The sequence below is a fragment of the Bradyrhizobium sp. HKCCYLRH1030 genome, assembly GCF_051168395.1.
In the GTDB taxonomy this organism is placed as follows: Bacteria; Pseudomonadota; Alphaproteobacteria; order Rhizobiales; family Xanthobacteraceae; genus Bradyrhizobium.
Genome location: NZ_JBNPUY010000008.1, coordinates 105,525 through 129,490 on the forward strand (window position 1 = coordinate 105,525; position 23,966 = coordinate 129,490).

At 66.5% G+C, this 23,966-nt stretch carries 19 protein-coding genes; 9 read left to right on the forward strand and 10 right to left on the reverse strand.

All coding sequences use genetic code 11. The features are described from left to right. Positions 1-95 precede the first annotated feature (95 nt). Together ACQR1E_RS23185 and glpK are read left to right on the forward strand one after the other, a co-directional pair. Positions 96-869 carry an SDR family NAD(P)-dependent oxidoreductase gene (locus ACQR1E_RS23185; protein WP_316191702.1) on the forward strand — a complete coding sequence of 258 codons (774 nt, stop codon included), beginning with the start codon at positions 96-98 and terminating at the stop codon, positions 867-869. Between the two features lie 283 nt (positions 870-1,152). Next, positions 1,153-2,655, forward strand: a complete 1,503-nt coding sequence (gene glpK, locus ACQR1E_RS23190; RefSeq protein ID WP_316194823.1) for a glycerol kinase GlpK — start codon at positions 1,153-1,155, stop codon at positions 2,653-2,655. Positions 2,656-2,676: 21 nt separating this feature from the next. Here the strand turns inward: glpK and ACQR1E_RS23195 are convergent, their stop codons facing one another. Then, positions 2,677-3,567: an alpha/beta fold hydrolase gene (locus tag ACQR1E_RS23195; RefSeq protein ID WP_434897619.1), complete on the reverse strand. Its 891-nt coding sequence runs from the start codon at positions 3,565-3,567 to the stop codon at positions 2,677-2,679. Between the two features lie 110 nt (positions 3,568-3,677). On the opposite strand from ACQR1E_RS23195, the gene ACQR1E_RS23200 reads away from it, so the two are divergent. Together ACQR1E_RS23200 and ACQR1E_RS23205 are read left to right on the forward strand one after the other, a co-directional pair. Then, complete coding sequence (locus ACQR1E_RS23200) at positions 3,678-4,271, forward strand: GNAT family N-acetyltransferase (RefSeq protein ID WP_316225807.1); 594 nt, start codon at positions 3,678-3,680, stop codon at positions 4,269-4,271. Between the two features lie 60 nt (positions 4,272-4,331). Then, on the forward strand, positions 4,332-4,964 hold the full coding sequence (locus tag ACQR1E_RS23205) for a glutathione S-transferase family protein (RefSeq protein WP_316225808.1): 633 nt from the start codon (positions 4,332-4,334) through the stop codon (positions 4,962-4,964). A 238-nt stretch (positions 4,965-5,202) separates the two neighbouring features. Here ACQR1E_RS23205 and ACQR1E_RS23210 read toward each other — a convergent pair whose 3' ends face one another. From ACQR1E_RS23210 to metF, 5 genes are all read right to left on the reverse strand, one after another. After that, entirely contained in the window at positions 5,203-6,225 is a 1,023-nt protein-coding gene (locus tag ACQR1E_RS23210; protein WP_434897620.1) for an HlyD family secretion protein, read from the reverse strand. Beyond that, a complete protein-coding gene (locus ACQR1E_RS23215) occupies positions 6,222-6,941 on the reverse strand; it encodes an ABC transporter ATP-binding protein (protein ID WP_315713789.1) in 720 nt (239 codons plus the stop codon). Before ACQR1E_RS23215 ends, ACQR1E_RS23210 begins: the two co-directional genes overlap by 4 nt. Continuing rightward, a complete protein-coding gene (locus ACQR1E_RS23220; RefSeq protein WP_434897621.1) occupies positions 6,938-8,071 on the reverse strand; it encodes an ABC transporter permease in 1,134 nt (377 codons plus the stop codon). The genes ACQR1E_RS23215 and ACQR1E_RS23220 overlap by 4 nt, the downstream gene beginning before the upstream one ends. 345 nt (positions 8,072-8,416) lie before the next feature. Then, positions 8,417-12,283, reverse strand: a complete 3,867-nt coding sequence (gene metH, locus ACQR1E_RS23225; protein WP_434897622.1) for a methionine synthase — start codon at positions 12,281-12,283, stop codon at positions 8,417-8,419. Further along, a complete protein-coding gene (gene metF / locus ACQR1E_RS23230) occupies positions 12,283-13,200 on the reverse strand; it encodes a methylenetetrahydrofolate reductase [NAD(P)H] (RefSeq protein WP_434897623.1) in 918 nt (305 codons plus the stop codon). The genes metH and metF overlap by 1 nt, the downstream gene beginning before the upstream one ends. Before the next feature lie 371 nt (positions 13,201-13,571). Here metF and ACQR1E_RS23235 point away from each other — a divergent pair, with 371 nt between their 5' ends. Further along, complete coding sequence (locus ACQR1E_RS23235) at positions 13,572-14,591, forward strand: LLM class flavin-dependent oxidoreductase (RefSeq protein WP_315713793.1); 1,020 nt, start codon at positions 13,572-13,574, stop codon at positions 14,589-14,591. Positions 14,592-14,838: 247 nt separating this feature from the next. Here the strand turns inward: ACQR1E_RS23235 and ACQR1E_RS23240 are convergent, their stop codons facing one another. Together ACQR1E_RS23240 and ACQR1E_RS23245 are read right to left on the reverse strand one after the other, a co-directional pair. After that, complete coding sequence (locus ACQR1E_RS23240; RefSeq protein ID WP_434897624.1) at positions 14,839-15,504, reverse strand: NAD(P)-dependent oxidoreductase; 666 nt, start codon at positions 15,502-15,504, stop codon at positions 14,839-14,841. A gap of 82 nt (positions 15,505-15,586) precedes the next feature. After that, the gene (locus ACQR1E_RS23245; RefSeq protein ID WP_315825967.1) at positions 15,587-16,456 is read right to left on the reverse strand and encodes an SDR family oxidoreductase; all 870 of its coding nucleotides are present in this window, start codon (positions 16,454-16,456) and stop codon (positions 15,587-15,589) included. Positions 16,457-16,556: 100 nt separating this feature from the next. Between ACQR1E_RS23245 and ACQR1E_RS23250 the strand changes: the two genes are divergently transcribed. Next, positions 16,557-17,480, forward strand: coding sequence for a LysR family transcriptional regulator (locus ACQR1E_RS23250; protein ID WP_315825968.1), 924 nt, complete (start codon positions 16,557-16,559; stop codon positions 17,478-17,480). Here ACQR1E_RS23250 and ACQR1E_RS23255 read toward each other — a convergent pair. Continuing rightward, complete coding sequence (locus ACQR1E_RS23255) at positions 17,461-18,321, reverse strand: prephenate dehydratase (RefSeq protein ID WP_315825969.1); 861 nt, start codon at positions 18,319-18,321, stop codon at positions 17,461-17,463. The two genes, ACQR1E_RS23250 and ACQR1E_RS23255, sit on opposite strands and share 20 nt — an antisense overlap. 21 nt (positions 18,322-18,342) lie before the next feature. Continuing rightward, a complete protein-coding gene (locus ACQR1E_RS23260) occupies positions 18,343-19,083 on the reverse strand; it encodes a 3-deoxy-manno-octulosonate cytidylyltransferase (protein WP_434897625.1) in 741 nt (246 codons plus the stop codon). Positions 19,084-19,323: 240 nt separating this feature from the next. Between ACQR1E_RS23260 and ACQR1E_RS23265 the strand changes: the two genes are divergently transcribed. The 3 genes from ACQR1E_RS23265 to ACQR1E_RS23275 all read left to right on the forward strand — a co-directional run bounded on the left by ACQR1E_RS23265 (position 19,324) and on the right by ACQR1E_RS23275 (position 23,966). Beyond that, positions 19,324-19,872 carry a c-type cytochrome gene (locus ACQR1E_RS23265; protein WP_315825971.1) on the forward strand — a complete coding sequence of 183 codons (549 nt, stop codon included), beginning with the start codon at positions 19,324-19,326 and terminating at the stop codon, positions 19,870-19,872. 375 nt (positions 19,873-20,247) lie between these two features. Then, positions 20,248-22,092, forward strand: a complete 1,845-nt coding sequence (locus ACQR1E_RS23270) for an extracellular solute-binding protein (protein WP_434897662.1) — start codon at positions 20,248-20,250, stop codon at positions 22,090-22,092. Next, on the forward strand, positions 22,089-23,966 hold the full coding sequence (locus ACQR1E_RS23275) for an extracellular solute-binding protein (RefSeq protein ID WP_434897626.1): 1,878 nt from the start codon (positions 22,089-22,091) through the stop codon (positions 23,964-23,966). The genes ACQR1E_RS23270 and ACQR1E_RS23275 overlap by 4 nt, the downstream gene beginning before the upstream one ends.

Genomic DNA, 23,966 nt, shown 5'->3' on the forward strand with positions numbered 1-23,966 from the left:
CGTCATTGCGAGCGAAGCGAAGCAATCCAGGGCGGTATGCTTGATCTGGATTGCGTCGCCGCTTCGCTCCTCGCAATGACGCGGAGGAAGCAGACATGACCCCCAATCCCTTCGACCTCTCCGGCCAGGTCGCCGTCATCACCGGCTCGAGCCGCGGAATCGGCCGGGCGTCGGCGGAGCTGCTCGCGCAACTCGGCGCCAAGGTGGTGATCTCCAGCCGCAAGCCGGACGCATGCGAGGAGGTTGCGAGCGCCATCCGCGCCAATGGTGGCGAGGCCCACGTCATCCCCTGCAACATCTCGCGCCGCGCTGAGGTCGATGCGCTGATCGACGGTGCCGTCAACCAATACGGCCAGGTCGACATCCTCGTCTGCAATGCTGCGGTCAACCCGTATTACGGTCCGCTGCTCGACATCACCGACGAGGCGTTCGACAAGATCATGGCCTCCAACGTGAAGAGCAATCTCTGGCTCTGCGCCAAGGCGATCCCGCTGATGGCCACGCGCGGCAAAGGCTCGGTCATCATCGTCTCCTCGATCGGCGGCCTGCGCGGCTCGACCGTGATCGGCGCCTACGGCATCTCTAAGGCCGCCGACTTCGCGTTGTGCCGCAGCCTTGCCGGCGAATGGGGGCCGCACGGCGTGCGCATCAATTGCGTCGCGCCCGGCCTGATCAAGACCGATTTCGCCCGCGCGCTGTGGGAGGACGAAGCCCGCCTGAAGCAGCGCTGCGCCACCACCCCGCTGCGTCGCATCGGCGAGCCGCACGAGATCGCCGGCGCGGTCGCCTACCTCGCCTCGGATGCGTCGACCTTCATGACCGGCCAGACCATCGTCGTCGACGGCGGCGTGACAACGGCCGCGGTGTAGCCTTCGTATCCGAGCGGCGGTGCTGATCGCGGGTGTTCACCCTCCCCTGGAGGGGGAGGGTCGCCTCACGACGAGCGAAGCGAGACGTGAGGCGGGGTGGGGTGATCTCTCCACAAGCACCAGCGTCCGTGGCTTCACCCCACCCCGCTCGCCCGCTGCGCGGGCGATCGACCCTCCCCCTCCAGGGGAGGGTGGATAGACACGTGCCGCTCCACCTTGACCTCGCCCGCCCGATCCGCTTGCTTGTCGGCCCAACGTCGTCAACCTACCGGGAAGAAAACCCATGTCCTTCGTGCTGGCCATCGATCAGGGCACCACGTCCTCGCGCGCGATGGTGTTCCGCTCCGACATCTCGATCGCCGCGGTCGCGCAGCAGGAATTCCCGCAGCATTTCCCGGCCTCCGGCTGGGTCGAGCACGAGCCGGAGGACATCTGGACCTCGACGGTGATGACCTGCCGCGATGCGCTTGAGAAGGCGGGACTGACGGCCAAGGACATCGCGGCGATCGGCATCACCAACCAGCGCGAGACCACCGTGGTATGGGACCGCGCCACCGGCCAGGCCGTCCACCGCGCCATCGTCTGGCAGGACCGCCGCACCGCCGACATCTGCGCCAAGCTCAAGGCCGATGGCCACGAGCCGGATGTCAGCGCCAAAACCGGCCTGATCATCGATCCCTATTTCTCCGGCACCAAGGTCGCCTGGATCCTCGACCACGTCCCTGGCGCGCGCGAGCGCGCCGAACGCGGCGAACTGATGTTCGGCACCGTCGATTGCTACCTGCTGTGGCGGCTGACCGGCGGCAAGGTGCATGCCACCGATGCCACCAACGCTTCGCGCACGCTGCTGTTCAACATCCACACCGGTGCGTGGGACGAGACGCTGCTGAAGCTCTTGCGCGTGCCGCGCTCGATGCTGCCCGAGGTGAAGGATTCCTCCGCCGATTTCGGCACCACCACGCCCGATCTGTTCGGCGGCCCGATCAAGGTCGCGGGGATCGCCGGCGACCAGCAGGCGGCCACCATCGGCCAAGCCTGCTTCACGCCGGGCATGATGAAGTCGACCTACGGCACCGGCTGCTTCGCGCTGCTCAACACCGGCGCCACGCCGGTGAAATCGAACAACAAGCTGCTGACGACGATCGCCTATCAGCTCAACGGCGTCAGGACCTACGCGCTCGAAGGCTCGATCTTCGTCGCCGGCTCGGCCGTGCAGTGGCTGCGCGACGGGCTCGGCATCATCAAGCATGCCGCCGAAACCGGCCCGCTCGCCGACAAGTCCGACTCGATGCAGTCGGTCTATCTGGTGCCGGCCTTCGTCGGCCTCGGCGCACCGTATTGGAATCCGCGCGTGCGCGGCGCGCTGTTCGGCCTGACCCGCAATACCGGCCCGGCCGAGCTCGCGCATGCCACGTTGGAGAGCGTGTGCTACCAGACCTACGATCTGTGGGCCGCGATGCGCGCCGACTGGCCCGATGCGTCCGCCGCCACGATCGTGCTGCGCGTCGACGGCGGCATGACCGCCTCGGACTGGACCATGCAGCGTCTCGCCGACCTGCTCGACGCACCAGTCGACCGTCCGATGATCCAGGAGACCACCGCGCTCGGCGCCGCCTATCTCGCCGGCCTCCACGCGGGCGTCTATCCGGAGCCGGAAAAGTTCGCCGACAATTGGCGGCTCGAGCACCGCTTCCGGCCGGCGATGAGCGCGGCGACGCGAGAGCGCAAGCTCGCCGGCTGGGCTCGCGCCGTGAAGGGGGTGCTGGCGAGCGACGAGGGCGAGTAGGGCGCTCGCCTCCCACAGCAGCTAAGCCAGGAACGCAGCAAGGTCGGCATTGACCTGCTTCATGTGGGTCACGAATAGCCCATGCGGGCCGCCGGGATAGACCTTCAGCTCGGCGCCCTTGATGCCCTTGGCGGTCGGCCGTGCCGTCATGTCGAGCGGCGCTGAGACGTCCTTGTCGCCGTGCAGGATCAGCACGGGACGGTCGATCTTCGCAAGCACCGGCCGCAGGTCGGTCGCGATCAGCGCGCGGTTGGTGGCGACCGCGACGGGAATGGGCATCTGGCGCATCATCGCCGCGACCCATTCCATCATCTGCGGCGAGGCGTCCTTAGTGAAGAACGGCAGCTTGTTGTCCTCGATCCATTTCGGAAAGTCGCTCTGCCACGCGGCCCAGCACTGCTCGAAATAGCCGTGGGGCGCGCCGAGCGCATTGTCCGCGGTCTGCAGCGGAAACGGCGTCGTCGGTCCGAGCATCGCGATGCGCGAGATGCGTCCCGTGCCGTGCCGCGCGACGTAGTTGAGGATCTCGTTGCAGCCCATGGACATGCCGACCAGCGCGACATCATCAAGGTCGAGCTGCGCGATGACCTCGGCGATGTCGTCGGCCAGGCGGTCGAGCTCGTAGCCGCCGCCCGGCACGTCGGAGCGTCCATGGCCGCGGCGGTCGAAGGCAATGCAGTGCAGCCCGCGCTGGCTGAGATCGGAGATCTGGTAGGTCCACATCGCGCTGGTCAGCGCCCAGGCATGTACGAACAGCACCGGCCGGCCGCTGCCCCACTCCTCGTGATAGAGCGTCACGCCGTCGCTGCAGCGGATACGGGGGCGCGCCGCGGTCGGTGCGGCGGCGAGGCTCGGTCCCGTCGCCGCGAAGCTGGCTGCTGCCGCGGTCAGCAGCACGTCTCGTCGTTGCATGGGCATGGCTCCTGATGTTGAATGCGCCGACCATGCCGGGACCGCTGTGCGGTTCCAATTACGTCCGGGGTAAGCTGGTTGCCGATCACCCTTCAATCAGGTCGTCTTGAGTGACCATTCCCGACGGATATGTCGACGTCCCGCCCGGCAAGGTCGCGGCCGTGGTGACCTCGCTGGAAATGCTGGCACCGCCAGTGTTGCCGCCCGATCCGGTCGGCGACTGGAGCATTCGCCGCGTCGCGCAGCCCGATCTCGCTTGGTACCGCGACCTCTATGCCCGCGTCGGCTGGGAGTGGCTGTGGTCGCAGCGCACGCGGATGAGCGATGCGGAGCTTGCCAAGACGATTCGCGCTGACGGAGTCGAGATCTACACCTTGGCGCATGGCGGCGGTGATGAAGCCCTGCTGGAGCTCGACTTCCGCAAGAAGACCGATTGCGAGCTGGCGCTGTTCGGCGTCACGTCGAAGCTGATCGGCACCGGCGCCGGACGGCTGCTGATGAACCACGCGCTGCGCCGCGCCTGGGCGCAGCCGCTGACGCGGCTCTGGGTCCACACCTGCAGCTTCGATCATCCCCGTGCGCTGGCCTTCTACCAGCGCTCCGGCTTCCGTCCCTTCCGGCGGCAGATCGAGATCGCCCCCGACCCGCGCCTCGACGGCACGCTGCCGCGCGACGTCGCAGCGCATGTGCCGCTGCTCGCCTGAACATGGGAGCTGACAACGGCGCCGAACGGCGCTTCAATGCGCCGCACAGGAGGATAACCGATGTTCCTGATCGGCCAATACGACTCGCCTTTCGTCCGCCGCACCGCGATCGCGCTCAAGCTCTACGGCGTGCCGTTCGAGCACAAGCCGTGGTCGACCTTCGGCGACGCCGACAAGATCGCGCCGTACAATCCGCTGCTGCGCGTGCCGGTGCTGGTGCTGGATGACGGCGAGGCGCTGATCGATTCAGCGGCGATCCTCGATCATCTCGACGAGACCGTCGGGCCCGAGCGCGCGATGCTGGCGCGGAGCGGCGCGCTGCGCCGCCAGCAGCTGCATACGATCGCGCTCGCGACCGGTCTCGGCGACAAGGCCGTCAGCCTTATCTACGAGCGCGTGCTGCGCAAGGACCGCCTCGCGCTGTGGGTCGCGCGCTGCGAGGCCCAGATCTCCGGCGTGCTGGCAATGCTGGAGGCCGAGCGCGCAGATGTGACGAGCGCCTATTGGTATGGCGACAACATCGGCCACGCCGACATCGCCGTCGCCTGCGTGCTGCGCTTCACACGCGAGGCGCATCCGCATCTGTTCGACGCCGCGCGCTATCCGGCGCTGGCGGCCCACGCCGCAAGGTGCGAGGCGCTGCCGCCATTCCAGGAGATCGTCCAGCCGCTGGCCCCTCCGAGCGGGGATTGATGGAGTCCATCGAGACGCCAGACCGTGCCGCTTGCTCGGTGCTCACCCTCCCCTGGAGGGGAGGGGCGCCTCACGATGAGCGAAGCGAAACGTGAGGCGGGGTGGGGTGATCTCTCCATCAGCAGCAGTGCTCGTGGCTTCGCCCCACCCCGCTCGCCCGCTGCGCGTGCGAGCGACCTTCCCCCTCCAGGGGAGGGTGGGCAGCAGCGCAAGAGGCGTGGGCCGAGCGGCGCGCCCCTCACGGCTTGAAATACACGTCCACCTTCATACCCACCGCGAACGGGCCCGGCTCGGCGAGATCGACCAGCACTTCCACCACGTCAACGTCGGTCATGTTGCGCTGGCTGAGCGCAGCAGTGCGGCTGCTCTCGACCAGCGGGGCGATGGCGGCGACCTTGCCGGCGACGTCGCGGCCGCGGAAGGCGTCGGAGCGGACCACCGCCTGCTGGCCGACCTTGATCTTGTCGAGGTCGCGCTGGTCGAGCTCGGCGCGCACGCGCAGCGAGGACGTATCGCCGAGCAGCACCAGCGGTGGCGTCGTCTGCGGCGAAGCGATCTCGCCGGTGCGCGCATTGACCTGCAGCACCGTGCCGTCGAGCGGCGCGCGGATGGTGAGCTTTTCCAACGTGGCGCGGGCGCCCTGCAGTTCGCTGCGGGCGACGTTGAGCTGGCCCTCGGCGCTGACCGGCAGCGGCGCATCCGCGGTGACCTTGCGCAGCTCGTCGGCCTGTTGCTCCAGCTTCGCCTGCGCGGCTGTCAATTGCGTGCGTGCGGTGTCGACATCGGCATCGGTGCCGCGCCCGGCGCGCCGCTCGGTCACGGCCTTGTCGAGCGCAGCACGCGCGTCGAACACCGCCGCCTGCGCATCGGCGAGGCCGTCTTCGGCGCGGCGCCGGGGACCCGCGCCAGACGGCGTCGACTCCTTGTTGCGCACGCGCTTGCGCATCGCGACCTGCGCCTCGGCGCTGGCGAGCTGCGCGCGAGCTTCGCCATCGCTGAGCCGCACCAGGACCTGGCCGGCGAACACGGTCTCGTTTGGCCTGACCAGCACCTCCTGGATCAGCCCAACCACCGGCGCGCCGAGCTTGATCAGGCCGGATGCCGGCTCGACCCGGCCGGGTGCGACGGCCAGCCAGCGTTCCTCCTGGGCATTGGCGGCACGCGCTGTCGGTGGAATCGAGGTCGGCGTGACGATGATAGCCAATGCAGCCGCGGCGACGAGCCCGAGCAGGTGAGCGCGTTCTGGAATTCCCGATATCATGCGTGCGAGACTTTCTTCATGGACTCGCCGCCGCTCTCCTCGCGGACGATGCGGCCGTCCTCGATGTGAATGACGCGATTGGCAAACGGCAGGATGCGCGGATCGTGCGTCACCACGAGCACCGCGCGCGACGGATCCTTGGCGATATCGGCGAGCAGGGTCATGATCGCCTGACCGTTGGCGGTATCGAGTGCGCCGGTCGGCTCGTCGGCGAGAATGACCTGCGCCTTGCCGACGATGGCGCGGGCGATCGCGACGCGCTGCTGCTCGCCGCCCGAGAGCTGGCGCGGGAACGACCGCTTCTTCGGGCCGAGGCCGACCCGCTCGAGCACCTCGCGCGCCGCCAGTTTCGCGGCCCGCGCGCGTTCGCCGCGCACGTCGAGCGCGAGCCGCACATTGTCCTCGGCGTTCAACGTCGGAAACAGATGATAGGATTGGAAGATGAAGCCGATGCGCTCGCGGCGCAGCTTCGCCAGCGCCTCGGGATCGAGCCCCGCGACCGGCTGGTTGGCAACCCGCACGGCACCGCCATCCGGCGTCATCAGGCAGCCCAGGATCGACAGCAGCGTGGTCTTGCCGCTGCCCGAGGGGCCCATCAGCAGCGCCAGCTCGCCGCCCTTCAGCGACAGACTCACGCCCTTCAGCGCCTGCACCCTTCCGGCCCCCTGGCCGAGGTGATGCACGAGATCGGTGGCCTCGAGCACGGTGTCGGTCATCGCGAGAACACCAGGGTCGGATCAATGCGCATGACCTTGAGGATCGCCGCGATCGCCGAGCCGACGCACATCGTCAACGTCAGCACGAACAGCGCGACCGTCAGCGTCGGGGTCATGATGACCGGCAGCGCCGATTCCGCGGTCGCGGCCGCCACGATCCTGCCGATCGCCGCAGCGCCGGCGAAGCCGACGATGGCGCTGAGCAGCGCCTGCCAGATGATGACGGTGTAGATGTAGCGGCTGGACGAGCCGATCGCGCGCAGGGTCGCGAACTCGTTGATGTGATCCTTGGTGCTGGAATAGAGCGTCTGCGCCACGATCACGGTGCCGACGATGAGGCCGAGCAGGGCGCCGGCGAACAGCGCGGCACCCGCGCCGGTGCCGAACAGCCAGAACGAGCGGCTGCGGCTCGCGAACTCGGCTGCGGTCAGCACGTCGACATTGGACAGACTGTCGCGCAGCGCCCGCTGCACGGTCCAGAGGTCGGCCTCGGCCGCCAGCTTGACCACCAGATAGGACGCCTTGTTCGAGGCGATGCCGGTATAGGCGCGGGCGCGGTCGACGTCGGTGAACACGTAAGGCGTTGTCGTGAACGAGCGGATGCCTTTGGTGACAGCCATCACCTGCACCTTCTGGTCGCGGAGCTCCGCAGCCTGGCCGGCGCCGCCGATGCCGAGCCGCTCGAAATAGGTCTGGTCGATGGCGACCGCGCCCGGCACGGACAGGTCGTCCAGCCGTCCCTCCACCACGTTCCAGGGATGCAGCCCGAGCCCGCGCAGTTCCGAGCCGACCACGAAGACCGGCGTCGTGGTGCCCTGCGGCAGCCGCCATTGCGCATAGCCGATCACCAGCGGCGTCGCCTCCGCCACTCCGGGAACCGCCAGCGCCCGGAACCGCTGCCGCTCGTCGAGCAGCGAGGGATCCTCGAAGCATTTGGTGCCGACCGGCATGATCCACAGCTCGGCCGGGGAATGGTCGATCATGGTCGTGACCATCCGGCGGAAGCCGACATAGAGGCCCATCTGCACGGTCACCAGCACGATCGAGAAGATGATGCCGATGATGGTGGCAATGAATCGAAGCCTGTCATGGAACAGGTTTCGGGACGCAAGCCTGAACTGCAACGACATGAACGAAAAACCACCCGGAGGCCCCGGCGGCATTTCAGCCGGTTACCGGGGATAAGTCCACGCTGCATCGCATGGCGCCGGCTGTGGCGCTTTGTCATTCGCGGCGGCCGTGGCGCGGGGGACACGGAGGAGGGGCGTCCAAGTGCAGCGTGTGAGCCGAGCAGGGGGCGTCATAACCGCTGTCGTCCCTGCCTAGTGCGCAATTGCGCACGCGGCGCAGGGACCCATAACCACAGGGAGATGTCGTTTTGCGCGATATCAGCCACCGCGGACGACGGGTAGATCACGCGGTATGGGTCCCCGCGTTCGCGGGGACGACAGCTGTGGATGGGGCGACCGCGCCGGCTACTTCGCGCCGACCGCCTTCTTGCGCCAGGCGAGATGAACGGCACAGGTGCAGCCCACCGGATGGCTCGCGAGCTCGGCGGGGGCGGCGTCGTTGGCCGGAGCGGGCGAAGCGACGGCGCGCGCTGCCGCGTCCGCCTGCTGGCCGCCCCTTGCCGGAATGTAGTTCAGGATCGGCGCCAGCCAGCGCTCGACTTCGGCGACGGTCATGCCCTTGCGCGCGGCGTAGTCCTCGACCTGGTCGCGCTCGATCTTGCCGACGCCGAAATAGAAGCTCTCCGGCGAGGCAAAATAGAGGCCCGACACCGACGAGCCCGGCCACATCGCAAAGCTCTCGGTCAGCCGCACGCCGGCATTCTTCTCGGCGTCGAGCAGTTCGAACAAGGTCGCCTTCTCGGTGTGGTCGGGTTGCGCCGGGTAGCCGGGCGCGGGACGGATGCCGTGATACTTCTCCAGGATCAGATCGTCCGGCGAGAGCGCCTCGTCCGGAGCGTAGGCCCAGAACTCGCGGCGGACGCGGGCATGCAGGCGCTCGGCGAACGCCTCGGCGAGGCGGTCGGCCAGCGCCTTCACCAGGATCGAGGAATAGTCGTCATTGGCGTTCTTGAAGCGGTCGGCGACGGCATCCTCGCCGAGGCCTGTCGTGACGACGAAGCCGCCGACATAGTCCGGCACGCCGGAACCCACAGGCGCGATGAAGTCGGAGAGTGCGGTGTTGAAGCGACCCTCGCGCTTCTCGAGCTGCTGGCGCAGCGTGTGCAGCGTCGCGATCTGCTTGGTGCGGCCCTCGTCGGCATAGAGCACGATGTCGTCGCCGGCCGCATTTGCCGGCCAGAAGCCGATCGCGGCGCGGGCCGTGAACCACTTCTCGTCGACGATGCGCTTGAGCATCTTCAGCGCGTCGTCATACAGCGCGCGCGCGGCCTCGCCGACCTTGGCGTCGTCGAGGATGCCAGGAAAACGACCGGCAAGCTCCCAGGTCTGGAAGAACGGCGTCCAGTCGATATAGGGCACGAGCTCGGCGAGGTCGTAGTCGACGAACGTCTTGGTGCCGAGGAAGGTCGGCTTCACCGGCTTCACCTTGGCGAAGTCGATCTTCGGCGCGTTGGCGCGGGCGTCCGCGAGCTTCAGCCGCTTCTTGTCGGCCTGGCCGCGCAGATGCGCAGCGGCGATCTTCTGATACTCGCTGCGAACCTCCGTGGCGTAGGTATCCTTGCGCTCCGGCGACAGCAGTGAGGAGGCGACGCCGACGGCGCGGCTGGCGTCGTTGACGTGAACGACCGGGCCATTCTGGTAGTTCGGATCGATCTTGACCGCGGTATGGACACGGCTCGTCGTGGCGCCGCCGATCAGGAGCGGCACGTTCAGGCCCTGGCGCTCCATCTCCGAGGCGAGATACGCCATCTCGTCGAGCGAGGGCGTGATCAGGCCGGAGAGACCGATGATGTCGGCGTTCTCGGCCTTGGCCGTCTCGATGATCCTGGCCGCGGGCACCATGACACCGAGGTCGATGACCTCGAAATTGTTGCACTGGAGCACGATGCCGACGATGTTCTTGCCGATGTCGTGGACGTCGCCCTTGACGGTGGCGAGCACGATCTTGCCGGCGTTGGAGCGCTCATTGGCCCGGCCCTTGTTAGCAGCCTTCTCCGCCTCCATGAACGGCATCAGATAGGCCACCGCCTGCTTCATCACGCGCGCGGACTTCACGACCTGCGGCAGGAACATCTTGCCGTCGCCGAAGAGGTCGCCGACCACGTTCATGCCGGCCATCAGCGGGCCTTCGATGACGTCGAGCGGTCGCGTCGAGGCGGCGCGTGCCTCTTCCGTGTCCTGCTCGATGAACTCGGTGATCCCATGCACCAGCGCGTGGCTCAACCGCTTGTCGACCGGCCATTCGCGCCAGGCCAGATCGGCCTCCTTGGTCTGCTTGCCCTGGCCGCGGAATTTCTCGGCCAGCGCCAGCAGCCGCTCCGAGGCGCCGGGGTCGCGGTTGAGCACGACGTCTTCGCACACCTGGCGCAGCTCCGGATCGATGTCGTCGTAGACGATCATCTGACCGGCATTGACGATGCCCATGTCCATGCCCGCCTTGATGGCGTGATACAGGAACACCGAATGCATGGCTTCGCGCACCGGCTCGTTGCCGCGGAACGAGAAGGAGAGATTGGAGACGCCGCCCGAGACATGCGCATGCGGCAGGTTCTGCCGGATCCAGCGTGTCGCTTCGATGAAGTCGACGCCGTAATTGTTGTGTTCCTCAAGTCCGGTCGCGATGGCGAAGATGTTGGGATCGAAGATGATGTCCTCAGGCGGAAAGCCGATCTGCTCGACCAGGATCTTGTAGGCGCGGGCGCAGATCTCGGTCTTGCGCTTGTAGGTGTCGGCCTGGCCGGTCTCGTCGAACGCCATCACGACCACGGCGGCGCCGTGGCGACGCGCGATCTTCGCTTCGTGAATGAACTTCTCCTCGCCTTCCTTGAGCGAGATCGAGTTCACCACCGGCTTGCCCTGCACGCATTTCAGGCCGGCCTCGATGACGTGGAATTTCGAGGAATCGACCATCACGGGAACGCGGGCGATGTCCGGCTCGGCAGCGACGAGGTTGAGGAAGGTCCGCATCGCGGCTTCCGAATCCAGCAGGCCCTCGTCCATGTTGACGTCGATGACCTGGGCGCCGTTCTCGACCTGGTCGCGCGCGACCTGCAGCGCCGCGGTGTAATCGCCGGCGGTGATCAGCTTGCGGAATTTGGCCGAGCCCGTGACGTTGGTGCGCTCGCCGACATTGACGAACGGAATGGCGGGCGTGAGTTCGAACGGCTCGAGGCCCGACAGCCGCAGCCGCGGCGCGATCTCCGGCACGGCGCGAGGCTTGTGCGGGGCGACGGCGGCGGCGATCGCCGCGATATGTTCGGGCGTGGTGCCGCAGCAGCCGCCGACGATGTTGACGAGGCCGTCCCGCGCAAATTCACCGATCAGTCGCGCCATGTAGGCCGGCGTCTCGTCATACTGGCCGAACTCGTTGGGCAGGCCGGCATTGGGATAGGCACACACCAGCGCGTCGGCAACGCGGCCGATGTCGGCGACATGGGCGCGCAGATCCTCGGCGCCGAGCGCACAGTTGAAGCCGATGGTCAGCGGTTTCGCGTGGCGGACCGAATTCCAGAACGCCTCCGGCATCTGGCCCGAGAGCAGGCGGCCGGACTTGTCGGTGATGGTGCCCGAGATCATGACGGGCACGTCGATGCCGCGCTCCTCGCAGAGCTCGGCGATGGCGTACAGCGCCGCCTTGGCATTGAGCGTGTCGAAGATGGTCTCGAGCAGCAGGATGTCGGCGCCGCCGTCCAGGAGCCCGCGCGCCTGCTCGCCATAGGCGAGCCGGAGGTCGTCGAAGGTCACGGCGCGGTAGCCGGGGTTGGAGACGTCGGGCGAGATCGAGGCGGTGCGGTTGGTCGGGCCCATTGCGCCGGCGACGAAGCGCTGTTTGCCGTCCTCGGCCGCAACGCGGGTCGCGGCATTGCGGGCGAGCCGGGCGCCCTCGCGGTTCAGTTCGTAGATGATGTCGGAGAGGTCGTAATCGGCCTGCGCGATCGAGGTTGCCGAGAAGGTGTTGGTGGCGACGATGTCGGCCCCGGCGCGCAGATATTGCGCGTGGATGTCCTCGATGGCGTCGGGCTGCGTCAGGATCAGCAGGTCGTTGTTGCCGCGGAGGTCGCGATGGAAGTCCTTGAACCGCTCGCTGCGGAAGGCGGCCTCGTCGAGCTGCAGCGCCTGGATCATCGTGCCCATGGCGCCGTCGAGGATCAGGATTCGCTTGGCTGCAGCGGCAAGGAAGGCGGTACGCGCTGGAGATACAGGGGTGGACATCAGGCGGCAGCCTTGTTGGCGGACTTCGGACGGATGCCGAGCAGATGGCTGATCGCGAACACGAGGTCGGCGCGGTTCATGGTGTAGAAGTGGAAGGTGTCGACGCCATGCTTGGCGAGCTTTTGCACCTGGCCTGCGGCGACGGTCGCCGCGACCAGCTTGCGGGTCTCGGGATCGTCGTCGAGACCGTCGAATTTTTCGGCCAGCCAGTCCGGCACCGTCGTGCCGGCGCGGGTCACAAAGCCACGCGCCTGCTTGAAATTGTGCATCGGCATGATGCCGGGCACGATCGGGATCGTGATGCCGCGGGCGCGGACACGGTCGAGGTAGCGGAAGTAGAGATCGTTGTCGAAGAACACCTGGGTGATGGCGCGGGTGGCGCCGGCGTCGACCTTGGCCTCGAGCATGTCGATGTCGGCGTCGAAGTCGCGGCTCTCGGGGTGCTTCTCCGGATAGGCGGAGACCGAGACCTCGATGTCGGGATGGCGCTTCTTGATGCCGGCGATCAGCTCGGGCGAGCTCTGATAGCCCTCGGCATGGGTGTAGTAGGGCGTGCCGATGCCGCCGGGCGGATCGCCGCGAAGCGCCACGATGTGGCGGACGCCGACCTCGTGATAGCGGTCGACGACCTCGTCGATCTCCCGGCGCGAGGCGCCGACACAGGTGAGATGGGCCGCCGGCAGCAGCGCGGTCTCCTTCAGGATGCGCGCGATGGTGGCGTGGGTGCGCTCGCGGGTCGAGCCGCCCGCGCCGTAGGTTACCGAGACGAAGCTCGGCTCCAGCGGCGCGAGGCGCTCGATCGAGGCCCACAGCGTCCGGTCCATCTCCTCGGTCTTCGGCGGGAAGAACTCGAACGAGATCTTCGGCCGGATGATGGCGGAGTGGCCGTCGGCGATGGCGGTGGCGAGGTCGGTCATGGCAGCGCAGGTTCCCGGTGGCGCGTAAATTTCAACTCAAGAGGGGATCGCTCTTTGGATGTGGGAAGATAAGGGAAGTGCGTCGCAATAGACAGCCCACCCCAAATGGGATTTCGCCCACTTGTATGTATTTTGATGACTTTTGTCTGCTATCATCGATTGTGTGATGGGCAGATAAAATGTTGATGTTTCAATGTGTGTTGGCTGTGAGTGAACGGATTTGGTCGAGATCGAGTGTGGGACGTTTCGAGGGCGATGTTGTATACAATGTCCGCGTCCCAACTCGGGATGGTGTCGATCCCTGCATTTCCAGCAGGGCTCCGCCGCGGTTGGCCCATTGTGGCACGCCGCGCAGTCATTAGGTTGAAGCCATGATCCCGCTTTCAGTGCTCGACCTCTCCGTCACGACCACCGCCACGCCTGCCTCGGCGGCACTGCGCAACAGCATCGATCTGGCCCGCCATGTCGATCAGCTCGGCTACGTCCGCTATTGGCTGGCTGAGCACCACAGCCTGCCGTCGGTGGCGAGCCCGTCGCCCGACATCATGATTGGGCAGATCGCGGCAGCGACGCAGCACATCCGCGTCGGCTCCGGCGGCGTCATGCTGCCCAACCATGCGCCACTGGTGGTCGCGGAGCGCTTCAAGATGCTGGAGGCACTGTTTCCCGGCCGGATCGATCTCGGCCTGGGCCGCGCGCCGGGCACCGACGGCACCACGGCCTATGCGCTGCGCAGCCGGCTCGACCGCCGCGAGGGCGACGACTTCCTGGAGCGGCTGCATGAGCTGATGCTGTGGGAGACCCGCGAGTTCCCTGCCGGTCATCCTTACAACAACGTCATCGCCATGCCCGACGACGCGCCATTGCCGCCGATCTGGCTGCTCGGCTCCAGCGACTATTCCAGCGAGCTGTCGGCGCAGCTCGGCATGGGGTTCGGCTTCGCACATCATTTCGCCAGCCACGACGCCGTCGACGCGATGCGAACCTACCGCGCCCATTTCACGCCGTCGCGCTGGCGGACACAGCCGCATGCGATCCTGGCGGTCGCGGTGGTGACGGCCGAGACCGACGCCGAGGCGGAGCGGCTGGCGTCGTCGATGGACCTCAACCGCCTCAGGCGCGACCGCGGCCAGTTCCTGCCGCTGCCGAGCCCCGAGGAGGCCGCGGCGTACATGTATACAGACGCCGACCGCGCCTCGATCGCACGCAACCGGTCGCGGCTGTTCGTGGGCAGCCCGGCGACGGTGCGAGCCAAGCTCGATCCGATGATCGCGGCAAGCCAGGCCGACGAGCTGATGGTGATCACGGCGACCTTCGACCACGACGCCCGCAAGCGCTCCTACAGCCTGCTTGCCGACGCCTTCGGCCTCGAGCGGAAGGCGGCGGCGTAACGAGAGTCGTCAACAGACCTCGATCGGATTTGGGGGGAGCGGCAGAGCAGGATCATCTCCCCGCCATCTCGATCGAGGATCTGAGTTTTGCGCCCCTCGCTCTCCACATCGTCATGGCCGGGCTTGTCCCGGCCATCCACGTCGATCGGCATGTTGAGAACGACGTGGATGCCCGGGACAAGCCCGGGCATGACTGAGTAATTCACAAGCAGGCTTATTCGTCGGGACAGCTCCGCGTCTTCCCTGCTCACCACGTGATTAGCGGCGAACGACGCAGGAAGCTGTCGTCGCTCACCTGGTCCACCGCGAAGCGCGCGACATCGGCCCGCGCGATCGTGCCGCCGTGAAAACCTGTGAGGTCCGTCAGCGCGCGGACCGTCTGGCCGCCCGGCTTGTCGTTGAGCATGGCGGGACGGACGATGACCCAGTCGAGCCCGCTATCGCGGATGATCGCCTCCTGCCGGTTCTTGTCGGCATAGACGTTGCGCAGCAGCAGCGGCAGGATCAGCCGGTCGTAGACGAAGCCGCCATGTCCCCGGCTGTCGCCTGCGCCGATCCCGGTGATGGCGACAAGGCGCGCAACATTCTCGGCCTCCATCGCCTTGACGAGCGCCCGCGTCGATGTCGAGAGCGTGGTGACCTCGCGAAACGGGCTGAGCGCGGTGCCCAAGGAACTGATGACGACATCCTGTCCCTTGAGCGCCATGCGAAGCGTGGCTTCGTCGCGCGCATCGCCGACGATCAGTTGCGCGCCTTGCAGGTCCCCGGCCTTGTCGGGCGAGCGCACCAGCGCGGTGACGTGATGGCCGCGCGCCAGCGCGTCGCGCACGATCAGCCGTCCGGTGTCGCCGGTGGCGCCAAGCACGAGGATGTTAGACTTGGGTGTGGTGACATTGCTATCTTGACTGGTCATGATGATCTCCATGGTGTGAGGGGGCGCATTCGCGGAAGCGCGCCGCGCAATTCGGTTTCGGGGGATGATGAGCGGCTCGGCTTCAGGCCGTGGCCGAGATCTCGGCGACAAAGTCGCGGTACGAGCGCAGCGGCCGGCCCAGCAGCGCGGTGAGGCGCGCGACGTCGCCCTCGTCCGGCACCATGCCGTCGGTTAGGAAGCGCTCGGCCATCAGTCGCATGTCGAACGCCATCCAGCTCGGCATGACCTGCCGGAGGTTGGTCTCGAACTGCGCGGTGTTGTCGCCGCCATAGGCGATCGTGCGGCCCAGCACGTCAGACCAGATCGCAGCGGCATCAGCGTCGGTCAGCGTGTCCGGACCGACCAGATTGACCCGCGCGAGCGGGAGCGGCGTAGCCGACTGCTCCCTGCGGATCAGCTCGATTGCGGCGATCTCGCCGATGTCACGCGCGTCGATCATCGCGAGGCCCTTGGCTCCGATCGGCATCGGGTAGACGCCGTAGTCGAGCACGACGTCCTTGATCGTGAGATCGTTGTTCATGAAGTAGGCGGGGCGCAGGATGGTGGCGTTCAGGCCCATCTGCTCGATCATCCGCTCGACGGCGAACTTGCCGGCGAAGTGCGGCACGTTGACGTAGACGTCGCTGTGGATCACCGAGAGATAGACGATGCGCTCGATGCCGGCCTCGCGGACCAGATTGAGCGCGATCAGCGCCTGAGTGAATTCATCAGGCGTGACGGCGTTGAGCAGGAACAGGGTCGAGACGCCCGAGAACGCGCCGCGCAGCGAATCGACGTCGAGCAGGTCGCCTTGGGCGATCTGAACGCCTGCCGGAAGCTTGGCCTTGCCAGGATCGCGGACGAGGGCGCGGACATGGGCCCCGCGCCTGACGAGTTGTTCGACGACGCGACGGCCGACGGTTCCAGTGGCACCGGTCACGAGGATGGTCATGGGATCACTCCGGGTTGGTGTTGAGACACCCGGAAGATATCGATCCACATGCGAGCCAATAGGCGCTATATTTGGACATGTCGTCTCATTGGTGGAACAGATGGATCTGCTTGCGCTCGCCGATTTCACGCTCGTCGCCCGCCACGGCGGCTTCGGCCGGGCCGCCCGCGCCAGCGGTCGTCCCAAGGCAACGCTGTCCCGCCGCGTCGCAGAGCTCGAAGCGAGCCTGGACATCAGGCTGATCGAGCGCGGCGGGCGCACACTGAAGCTGACCGAGGAAGGGCGGGCGCTGTTCGAGCGCACGGGCGCGCTGCTGACCGAGCTCGACGAGACCGTCGGTGCGATAGCCTCAGGCGGCGACCAGCCGCGCGGCCGGTTGCGGATCAGCGCGCCGCTGCTGTTCTCGCAGACCGCGATGGGCAAGCTCGCCGCTACGTTCGCGCTCAGATATCCGGAGGTCCGGCTCGAGGTGACGACCGACGACCGCGCCGTCGACATGGTCGAGGAAGGCTATGACCTGGTGATCAGGGTCAATCCCGATCCCGATGAGAGCCTCGTCGGCCGCATCTTCCTGCGCGATCAGCTGGTGGTCGTGGCCAGCCCAAGCCTGACGCGGCCGGCGGACGGCGCGCTCGTTCCTGCGGTTGTTCGCAGCACCGAGCAGATCGCAGCTTGGGACGTCATGGCTGCAACGGGATCATCGCGCATCGCGATCGATCCGATCCTGCGGTTGTCATCGCTGATCATGGTGCGCGATGCGGTCCGTGCCGGTGTCGGCGCCGCATGCCTGCCGTTCTCGCTCGCCAGCCACGATCTCGCTGTAGGCCGGCTCGTGCAGTGGGCGGATCTCGACGCGCCAGCGGTTGCGCTGTGGGCGCTGTATCCGTCGCGGCGGCTGTTGAGCGCGCGCGTCTCCGCCTTTCTCGACCATCTGAAGCAGGCGTTCCCGATGGGAACGCCGGCCGAGCTGGCGGCCTATCTGGAGCCGCGAGATGACGGTCCGATCACTCCATCCGCTCGCTGAATGTTGCGCGGAACGGGTGCGCCGGATAGACGCCGACGATGCGCAGCTCGCGGGAGAAGAACTTCAGCTCCTCCAGCGCGAAAGCGAGGCCCTTGTCGTTCGGGTGGCCGTCGACATCGGCATAGAATTGCGTGGCGAAGAAGTTGCCGTCGACCATGTAGCTTTCGAGCTTGGTCATGTTGACGCCGTTGGTGGCGAAGCCGCCGAGCGCCTTGTAGAGCGCAGCCGGCAGGTTGCGCACGCGGAACACGAAGCTCGTGACCAGCGGCCCGGAATTCTGCTCGGCCCACTGCTCCTGGCGCGCCAGCACCACGAAACGCGTGGTGTTGTGGGCCTCGTCCTCGATGTCCTCGGCGAGGATGTCGAGGCCGTAGATCTCGGCCGCCAGCCGCGAGGCGATCGCCGCGACGCTCCTGTCGCCGCGCTGGGAGACGTCGCGCGCGCTGCCCGCGGTGTCGCCCGCCACGATCGGCCGGACGCCGAGCTGGCGGATGATGCGGCGACACTGGCCGAGCGCGTGGACGTGGCTTTCGACGGTCTTGATGTCGGCGAGCCTGGTGCCCTTCAGCGCCATCAACTGGTGGCGGACCGGCAGGAACCACTCGCCGATGATGTAGAGGCCCGAGGCCGGCAGCAGATGGTGGATGTCGGCGACGCGGCCGGCGACCGAATTCTCGATCGGGATCATGCCCAGGTCGGCCTCGCCGGAGGAGATCGCGCTCAGCGCGTCCTCGAAGGTGGCGCAGGGCATGGCCTCGGCGGTCGGATAGGCCTCGGAAATGGCGATGTGGGAATTGGCTCCCGGCTCGCCCTGGAATGCGATTTTCAAGATCTTGCTCATGAGAGGCCTTGTAGCAGCAGCTTAGGACTTGGACAGCAGCCGGCGTGCGGTTTCGAGGTCGGCGGGGGTGTCGACGCCGCGGGGCACGGCGTCGACGACCATCACGTCGATGCGCATGCCGGCTTCCAGCGCCCGCAGCTGTTCCAGCTTTTCCTGTTGCTCCAGCGGCGATGGCGGCAGGCTGACGAAGCGCTCCAGCGCCGCCCGGCGGTAGGCGTAGAGCCCGATGTGATGGTACCTCGGTCCGTCGCCATACGGCGCCGTGGCCCGGGTGAAATACAACGCGCGCATGCGCCGGCCGCCGAGAGGCGAGCCGACCGCCTTGACGACGTTCGGATTGAGGCTCTCCTCCTCGGTATGAATCTGCGCGGCAAGGGTCGCGATGTCGACGGCGGGATCGTCCAGCGGCGGCAGCACGTCGCTGATGTTCTGCGGGTCGATGGTCGGGAAATCGCCCTGCAGATTGACCACGATCTCGGCCTCGCGGGCAGGGTCGAGCTTGCACATGGCTTCGTAGATGCGGTCCGACCCGGAGGGATGATCGGGCTTGGTCATCACCACCTCGCCACCCGCCGCCGTCACGGCGTTCGCGATCTCCAGCGTGTCGGTTGCCACGGCCACGCGGCCGATCGCGGCCTCCTGCGCGCGCCGGAGCACCTGCACGATCATCGGCTGGCCGGCGATATCGAGCAGCGGCTTGCCGGGCAGGCGGGTCGAGGCCATGCGGGCAGGGATCAGCACGAGGATTTTGGACTTGGTCATCCGGGAAACGGCAGGTCGGAGCCGGTCGCAACAGCGCGGGCCGGACTGGATGGGGACAGCAGGGGCGGCCCGCTTATACGGGTTGCCAGAGCACGGGCAAACCGATATCTCACTTCTGCCGCAGGGGGAGGCGCGACGGCTCGATTCCGCTCGATGCCTTGACGAATCCTGGGGCGATTCACGGTCGCGGCCCCGCGGCCTCCCAAGCAATGAAATCCGCCCTCGGAGCCTGATTCCAAAATGGACTCCTTCGAACTGAACAAAATCCTCGGCGCCGTTCTGGCCGCCTGTCTGGTCGTGCTGGTCACGAGCTTCTCCGCTGGCGCGATCTTCGCGCCGAAAATGCCGGAGAAACCGGGGTTCGAGATCGCCGTGAAGGAGGCCCAGGGCGCAGGCAAGGAAGCCGCTGCGCCGGCCGCGGCCGAGCCGATCGAGAAGCTGCTGCAGACCGCCTCGGTTGAGAAGGGCGCTGCCGCCGCCAAGAAATGCGCGGCCTGCCACACCTTCGACAAGGGCGGCAAGAATGCCGTCGGCCCCAACCTCTACGGCATCGTCGGCGACAAGATCGGCGAAGGCCGCGGCTTCAACTTCTCGGCCGCGATGAAGGCCAAGGGCGGCACCTGGACGATCGAGGATCTCAACCACTTCATCGCCAATCCGAAGGGCTACATCCCGGGCACCGCGATGGGCTTTGCCGGCATCCAGAAGGACTCGGAGCGCGCCGACGTGCTGGCCTACCTGAACTCGCTGTCGGACAATCCGGCGCCGCTGCCGACCGCAGCCAAGTGATCGGCTGCTAACCCCCCAATTTCCGACGGCCGGGCCTCAAGCCCGGCCGTTTTGCTTTGCGGGACGAAATTCGCCGCATTTGGGACCTTTGGTCGCATCCACCTCGTTCACAACCCGGTATCATGAGGAAAAAGCAAGGTTATTGGTCGAAACCTTGCCGTATATTGGTCCCCTGAATGGAACGGGTTCGCGGGGCCGGAGCACCCTGGCTGAGGCCGGCGAAACCTGCCCTTGCGAATTGGGTTACGATCGAACGTTGGATCTGGGAGCAGCAGCGGCCACGGCCGACCACCTGCTTCAAGCGGTCTTATTCAGAGGAAGTCTCATTTGACGATTACCCGACGACAGCTCCTGCAGAGCAGCGTCTTCGCTGCGATGACCCCGGTGCTCGGCACCGCCGCCAGCCTTGCCCCGCTCGACGCCGCGCAGGCGCAGGCCGGTGAACAACTGGTCTGGCGCCACGGCCTGTCGCTGTTCGGCGAGATCAAGTACCCGGCGGACTTCAAGCGCTTCGACTACGTCAATCCCGACGCGCCCAAGGGCGGCACAGCGCGGATGATCTCGCTCGGCACCTTCGACAATTTCAACATCGTCGTGATGTATGTGAAGGGCAACATCGCGTCCGCGGCGGGGCTGGTCTACGAGACCCTGATGACGCGCTCGCAGGACGAGGTGTCGACCGAATACGGCCTCCTCGCCGAATCGGCGGCCTATCCGGACGACTACTCCTGGGTCATCTACCGGCTGCGCAAGGAAGCGCGCTGGAACGACGGCAAGCCGGTGACACCCGAGGACGTCATCTTCTCGCTGGACGTCTTGAAGAAGAACAGCCCGCACTACTCGTCCTATTATCGTCATGTCGTGAAGGCCGAGAAGACCGGCGATCTCGAGGTCAAGTTCACCTTCGACGGTCCGGGCAATCGCGAGCTGCCGCACATCGTCGGTGAGCTGCTGGTTCTGCCCAAGCACTGGTGGGAAGGCACGGACGCGCAGGGCCGCAAGCGCGACGTCACCGCGACGACCTTGGAGCCGCCGCTCGGGTCGAGCCCGTATCGCATCAAGGAGTTCGTGCCCGGCCGCTCGATCAAGATGGAGCGCGTCAAGGACTACTGGGGCGCCAGCCTGCCGGTCCAGATCGGCCAGAACAATTTCGACGAGCTGCAGTTCGAGTATTTCCGCGACAACATCGTCGCCCTCGAGGCGTTCAAGGCCGATCAGGCCGACTGGATCAACGAGAATTCCGCCAAGCAATGGGCGACGGCCTACGACTTCCCGGCCATCAACGACAAGCGTGTGGTCAAGGACGAATTCCCGATCAGCGATTCCGGCCGCATGCAGGGCTTCGCCTTCAACCTGCGGCGTCCGCAATTCCAGGACGCGCGGCTGCGGCGTGCCTTCAACTACGCCTTCGATTTCGAGGAGATGAACAAGCAGCTGTTCTACGGTCAGTACAAGCGGATCAACAGCTATTTCGAAGGCACGGATCTGGCCTGTTCCGGGCTGCCGCAGGGCCAGGAGCTGCAGATCCTCGAGGAGCTGCGCGACAAGGTGCCGCCGGACGTGTTCACCACGGTCTACCAGGCCCCGGTGGGCGGCAATCCCGAGAACGTTCGCGCCAATCTGCGCGAGGCCACCAGGCTGCTGAAGGACGCAGGCTTCGAGATCAAGGACCGCAAGCTCGTCGATCCCGCCGGCAAGCCGGTCACGGTCGAACTCTTGGTCCAGGACCCGTCCTCCGAGCGTATCGTGCTGTTCTACAAGCCGTCGCTGGAGCGCCTTGGCGTTGCTGTCACGGTACGCCAGGTCGACAACGTCCAGTATGAGAACCGGGTGCGCACCTTCGACTACGACATGATCATCGATGTCTGGGGGCAGTCGCTGTCGCCCGGCAACGAGCAGCGCGATTTCTGGGGTTCCAAGGCCGCCGACGAGTCCGGCTCGAAGAACACGATCGGCATCAAGAACCCCGCTGTCGACGCGCTGATCGAGAAGATCATCTACGCCAAGGATCGTGCCTCCCTCGAAGCGGCGACGCATGCGCTCGACCGGGTGCTGCTGTGGAATTTCTACGTCGTCCCCCAGTTCACCTACCCGTTCGCGCGCAGCGCACGCTGGGACCGCTTCAGCCATTTCACGCCGTTCCCGAAATATGCGCGGTCCGGCTGGCCGAATCTGTGGTGGTACGATGCCGACAAGGCCGCCAAGGTGAAGCGCTCTTGAGCCGGCTCCCGCATCTGTCGCGCCGCGGCGTGCTCGGGCTTGGGTTCGGCGCGCTCAGCTATCCGCTGCTGACGCCGGCCGTGGCCGCGGAGTTCGGCCCCGAGTCGCACGGCACGTCGGCCTTCGGCGACCTGAAATATCCAGCCGACTTCCATCATTTCGATTACGTCAATATCGACGCTCCGAAGGGCGGGATGTTCTCGCTGATCCCCTCGGTGCGCGCCTATAACCAGTCCTATCAGACCTTCAACTCGTTCAATGCCTACGTCCTGAAAGGTGAGGGCGCGCAGGGCATGGACATGACGTTCGCGACCCTGATGGTGCGCGCGAGCGACGAGCCGGACGCGGTGTACGGGCTCGTCGCGAAATCCGTGGCGGTCTCCGCGGACAAGCTGGCCTACCGCTTCACCTTGCGGCCCGAGGCGCGCTTCCATGACGGCAGCAGGATCACCGCGCAAGACGTCGCCTTCTCGCTGAACACGCTGAAGGAGAAGGGCCATCCACTGATCGTTGTTCAGCTGCGCGACTTCGTGAAGGCCGAGGCGATCGACGATGCGACCGTCGTGGTGAGCTTCGTCGAGAAGCGCGCGCGCGACGTGCCGCTCTATGTCGTGACCCTGCCGATCTTCTCCAAGGCCTGGTACGCCAACCGCGCGTTCGACGAGGGTCCGCTCGACGTGCCGCTCGGCTCGGGGCCGTACAAGGTCGGCAAATACGAGATCAACCGCTACGTCGAGTTCGAGCGTGTCAAGGACTGGTGGGCGGCCGATCTGCCGGTCAGCCGCGGCATGTATAATTTCGACATCGTGCGCTACGAGTTCTATCGTGACCGCGACGTCGCCTTCGAGGGCTTCACGGCCAAGAGCTATCTGTTCCGCGAGGAGTTCACCGCGCGCATCTGGGCGACGCGCTACGACTTCCCGGCGATCAAGGACGGCCGCGTCAAGCGCGAGCTCTTGCCGGACGAGACGCCGTCCGGCGGGCAGGGCTGGTTCATCAACACCCGCCGCGACAAGTTCAAGGATCCCCGCGTCCGCCAGGCGTTGACCTACGCGTTCGACTTCGAGTGGACCAACAAGACCATCATGTACGGCGCCTATGCGCGCACGGTGTCGCCGTTCCAGAATTCCGACATGGTCGCGGTCGGGCCGCCCTCGCCCGAGGAGCTGAAGCTGCTCGAGCCGTTCCGCGGCCAGGTGCCCGACGATGTGTTCGGCGAGCCGTTCGTGCCGCCGGGCTCGGACGGCTCCGGCCAGGATCGCGCGCTGCTGCGCAAGGCCATGCAGCTCTTGCAGCAGGCCGGCCTGCCGGTCAAGGACGGCAAGCGGCTGCTGCCGTCCGGCGAGGTGTTCGCGATCGAGTTCCTGATCGACGAGGTCTCGTTCAAGCCGCACCACGGCACCCTGATCAAGAACCTGCAGACGCTCGGCATCGACGCCGATCTGCGCATCGTCGACGCCGTGCAGTACCGCGCCCGCGTCGAGGATTTCGATTTCGACATCGCCATTCAGCGGATGTCGATGTCGCCGACCCCCGGCGACGGCCTCCGGGCTTATTTCACCTCGGACACGGCCAAGACCAAGGGCTCCTACAATCTCGCCGGGATCAGCAATCCCGCGATCGATGCGCTGGTCGCCAAGGCGATCGCCGCGGAGACGCGCAGCGAGCTGACCTTGGCCTGCCGGGCGCTCGACCGCGTGTTCCGCGCCGGCCACTACTGGATACCGCAATGGTATCGCCAGACCCACCCGATTGCCTATTGGGATCAGTTCGACCATCCGCCGAAGCCGCCGAAATACGCCTCGGGCGTCGGCGCTCCCGACATCTGGTGGTACGATGCCGCCAAGGCCGCAAAGTTGGAGCAGGCGAAGTAG

Excerpts from the sequence above, each read along its gene's own strand:
- ACQR1E_RS23185 (WP_316191702.1), top strand. The coding sequence starts at position 96 with ATGACCCCCAATCCCTTCGACCTCTCCGGCCAGGTCGCCGTCATCACC.
- glpK (WP_316194823.1), top strand. The coding sequence starts at position 1,153 with ATGTCCTTCGTGCTGGCCATCGATCAGGGCACCACGTCCTCGCGCGCG.
- ACQR1E_RS23195 (WP_434897619.1), bottom strand. The coding sequence starts at position 3,567 with ATGCAACGACGAGACGTGCTGCTGACCGCGGCAGCAGCCAGCTTCGCG.
- ACQR1E_RS23205 (WP_316225808.1), top strand. The coding sequence starts at position 4,332 with ATGTTCCTGATCGGCCAATACGACTCGCCTTTCGTCCGCCGCACCGCG.
- ACQR1E_RS23210 (WP_434897620.1), bottom strand. The coding sequence starts at position 6,225 with ATGATATCGGGAATTCCAGAACGCGCTCACCTGCTCGGGCTCGTCGCC.
- ACQR1E_RS23215 (WP_315713789.1), bottom strand. The coding sequence starts at position 6,941 with ATGACCGACACCGTGCTCGAGGCCACCGATCTCGTGCATCACCTCGGC.
- ACQR1E_RS23220 (WP_434897621.1), bottom strand. The coding sequence starts at position 8,071 with ATGTCGTTGCAGTTCAGGCTTGCGTCCCGAAACCTGTTCCATGACAGG.
- metH (WP_434897622.1), bottom strand. The coding sequence starts at position 12,283 with ATGTCCACCCCTGTATCTCCAGCGCGTACCGCCTTCCTTGCCGCTGCA.
- metF (WP_434897623.1), bottom strand. The coding sequence starts at position 13,200 with ATGACCGACCTCGCCACCGCCATCGCCGACGGCCACTCCGCCATCATC.
- ACQR1E_RS23235 (WP_315713793.1), top strand. The coding sequence starts at position 13,572 with ATGATCCCGCTTTCAGTGCTCGACCTCTCCGTCACGACCACCGCCACG.
- ACQR1E_RS23240 (WP_434897624.1), bottom strand. The coding sequence starts at position 15,504 with ATGACCAGTCAAGATAGCAATGTCACCACACCCAAGTCTAACATCCTC.
- ACQR1E_RS23245 (WP_315825967.1), bottom strand. The coding sequence starts at position 16,456 with ATGACCATCCTCGTGACCGGTGCCACTGGAACCGTCGGCCGTCGCGTC.
- ACQR1E_RS23250 (WP_315825968.1), top strand. The coding sequence starts at position 16,557 with ATGGATCTGCTTGCGCTCGCCGATTTCACGCTCGTCGCCCGCCACGGC.
- ACQR1E_RS23255 (WP_315825969.1), bottom strand. The coding sequence starts at position 18,321 with ATGAGCAAGATCTTGAAAATCGCATTCCAGGGCGAGCCGGGAGCCAAT.
- ACQR1E_RS23260 (WP_434897625.1), bottom strand. The coding sequence starts at position 19,083 with ATGACCAAGTCCAAAATCCTCGTGCTGATCCCTGCCCGCATGGCCTCG.
- ACQR1E_RS23265 (WP_315825971.1), top strand. The coding sequence starts at position 19,324 with ATGGACTCCTTCGAACTGAACAAAATCCTCGGCGCCGTTCTGGCCGCC.
- ACQR1E_RS23270 (WP_434897662.1), top strand. The coding sequence starts at position 20,248 with ATGACCCCGGTGCTCGGCACCGCCGCCAGCCTTGCCCCGCTCGACGCC.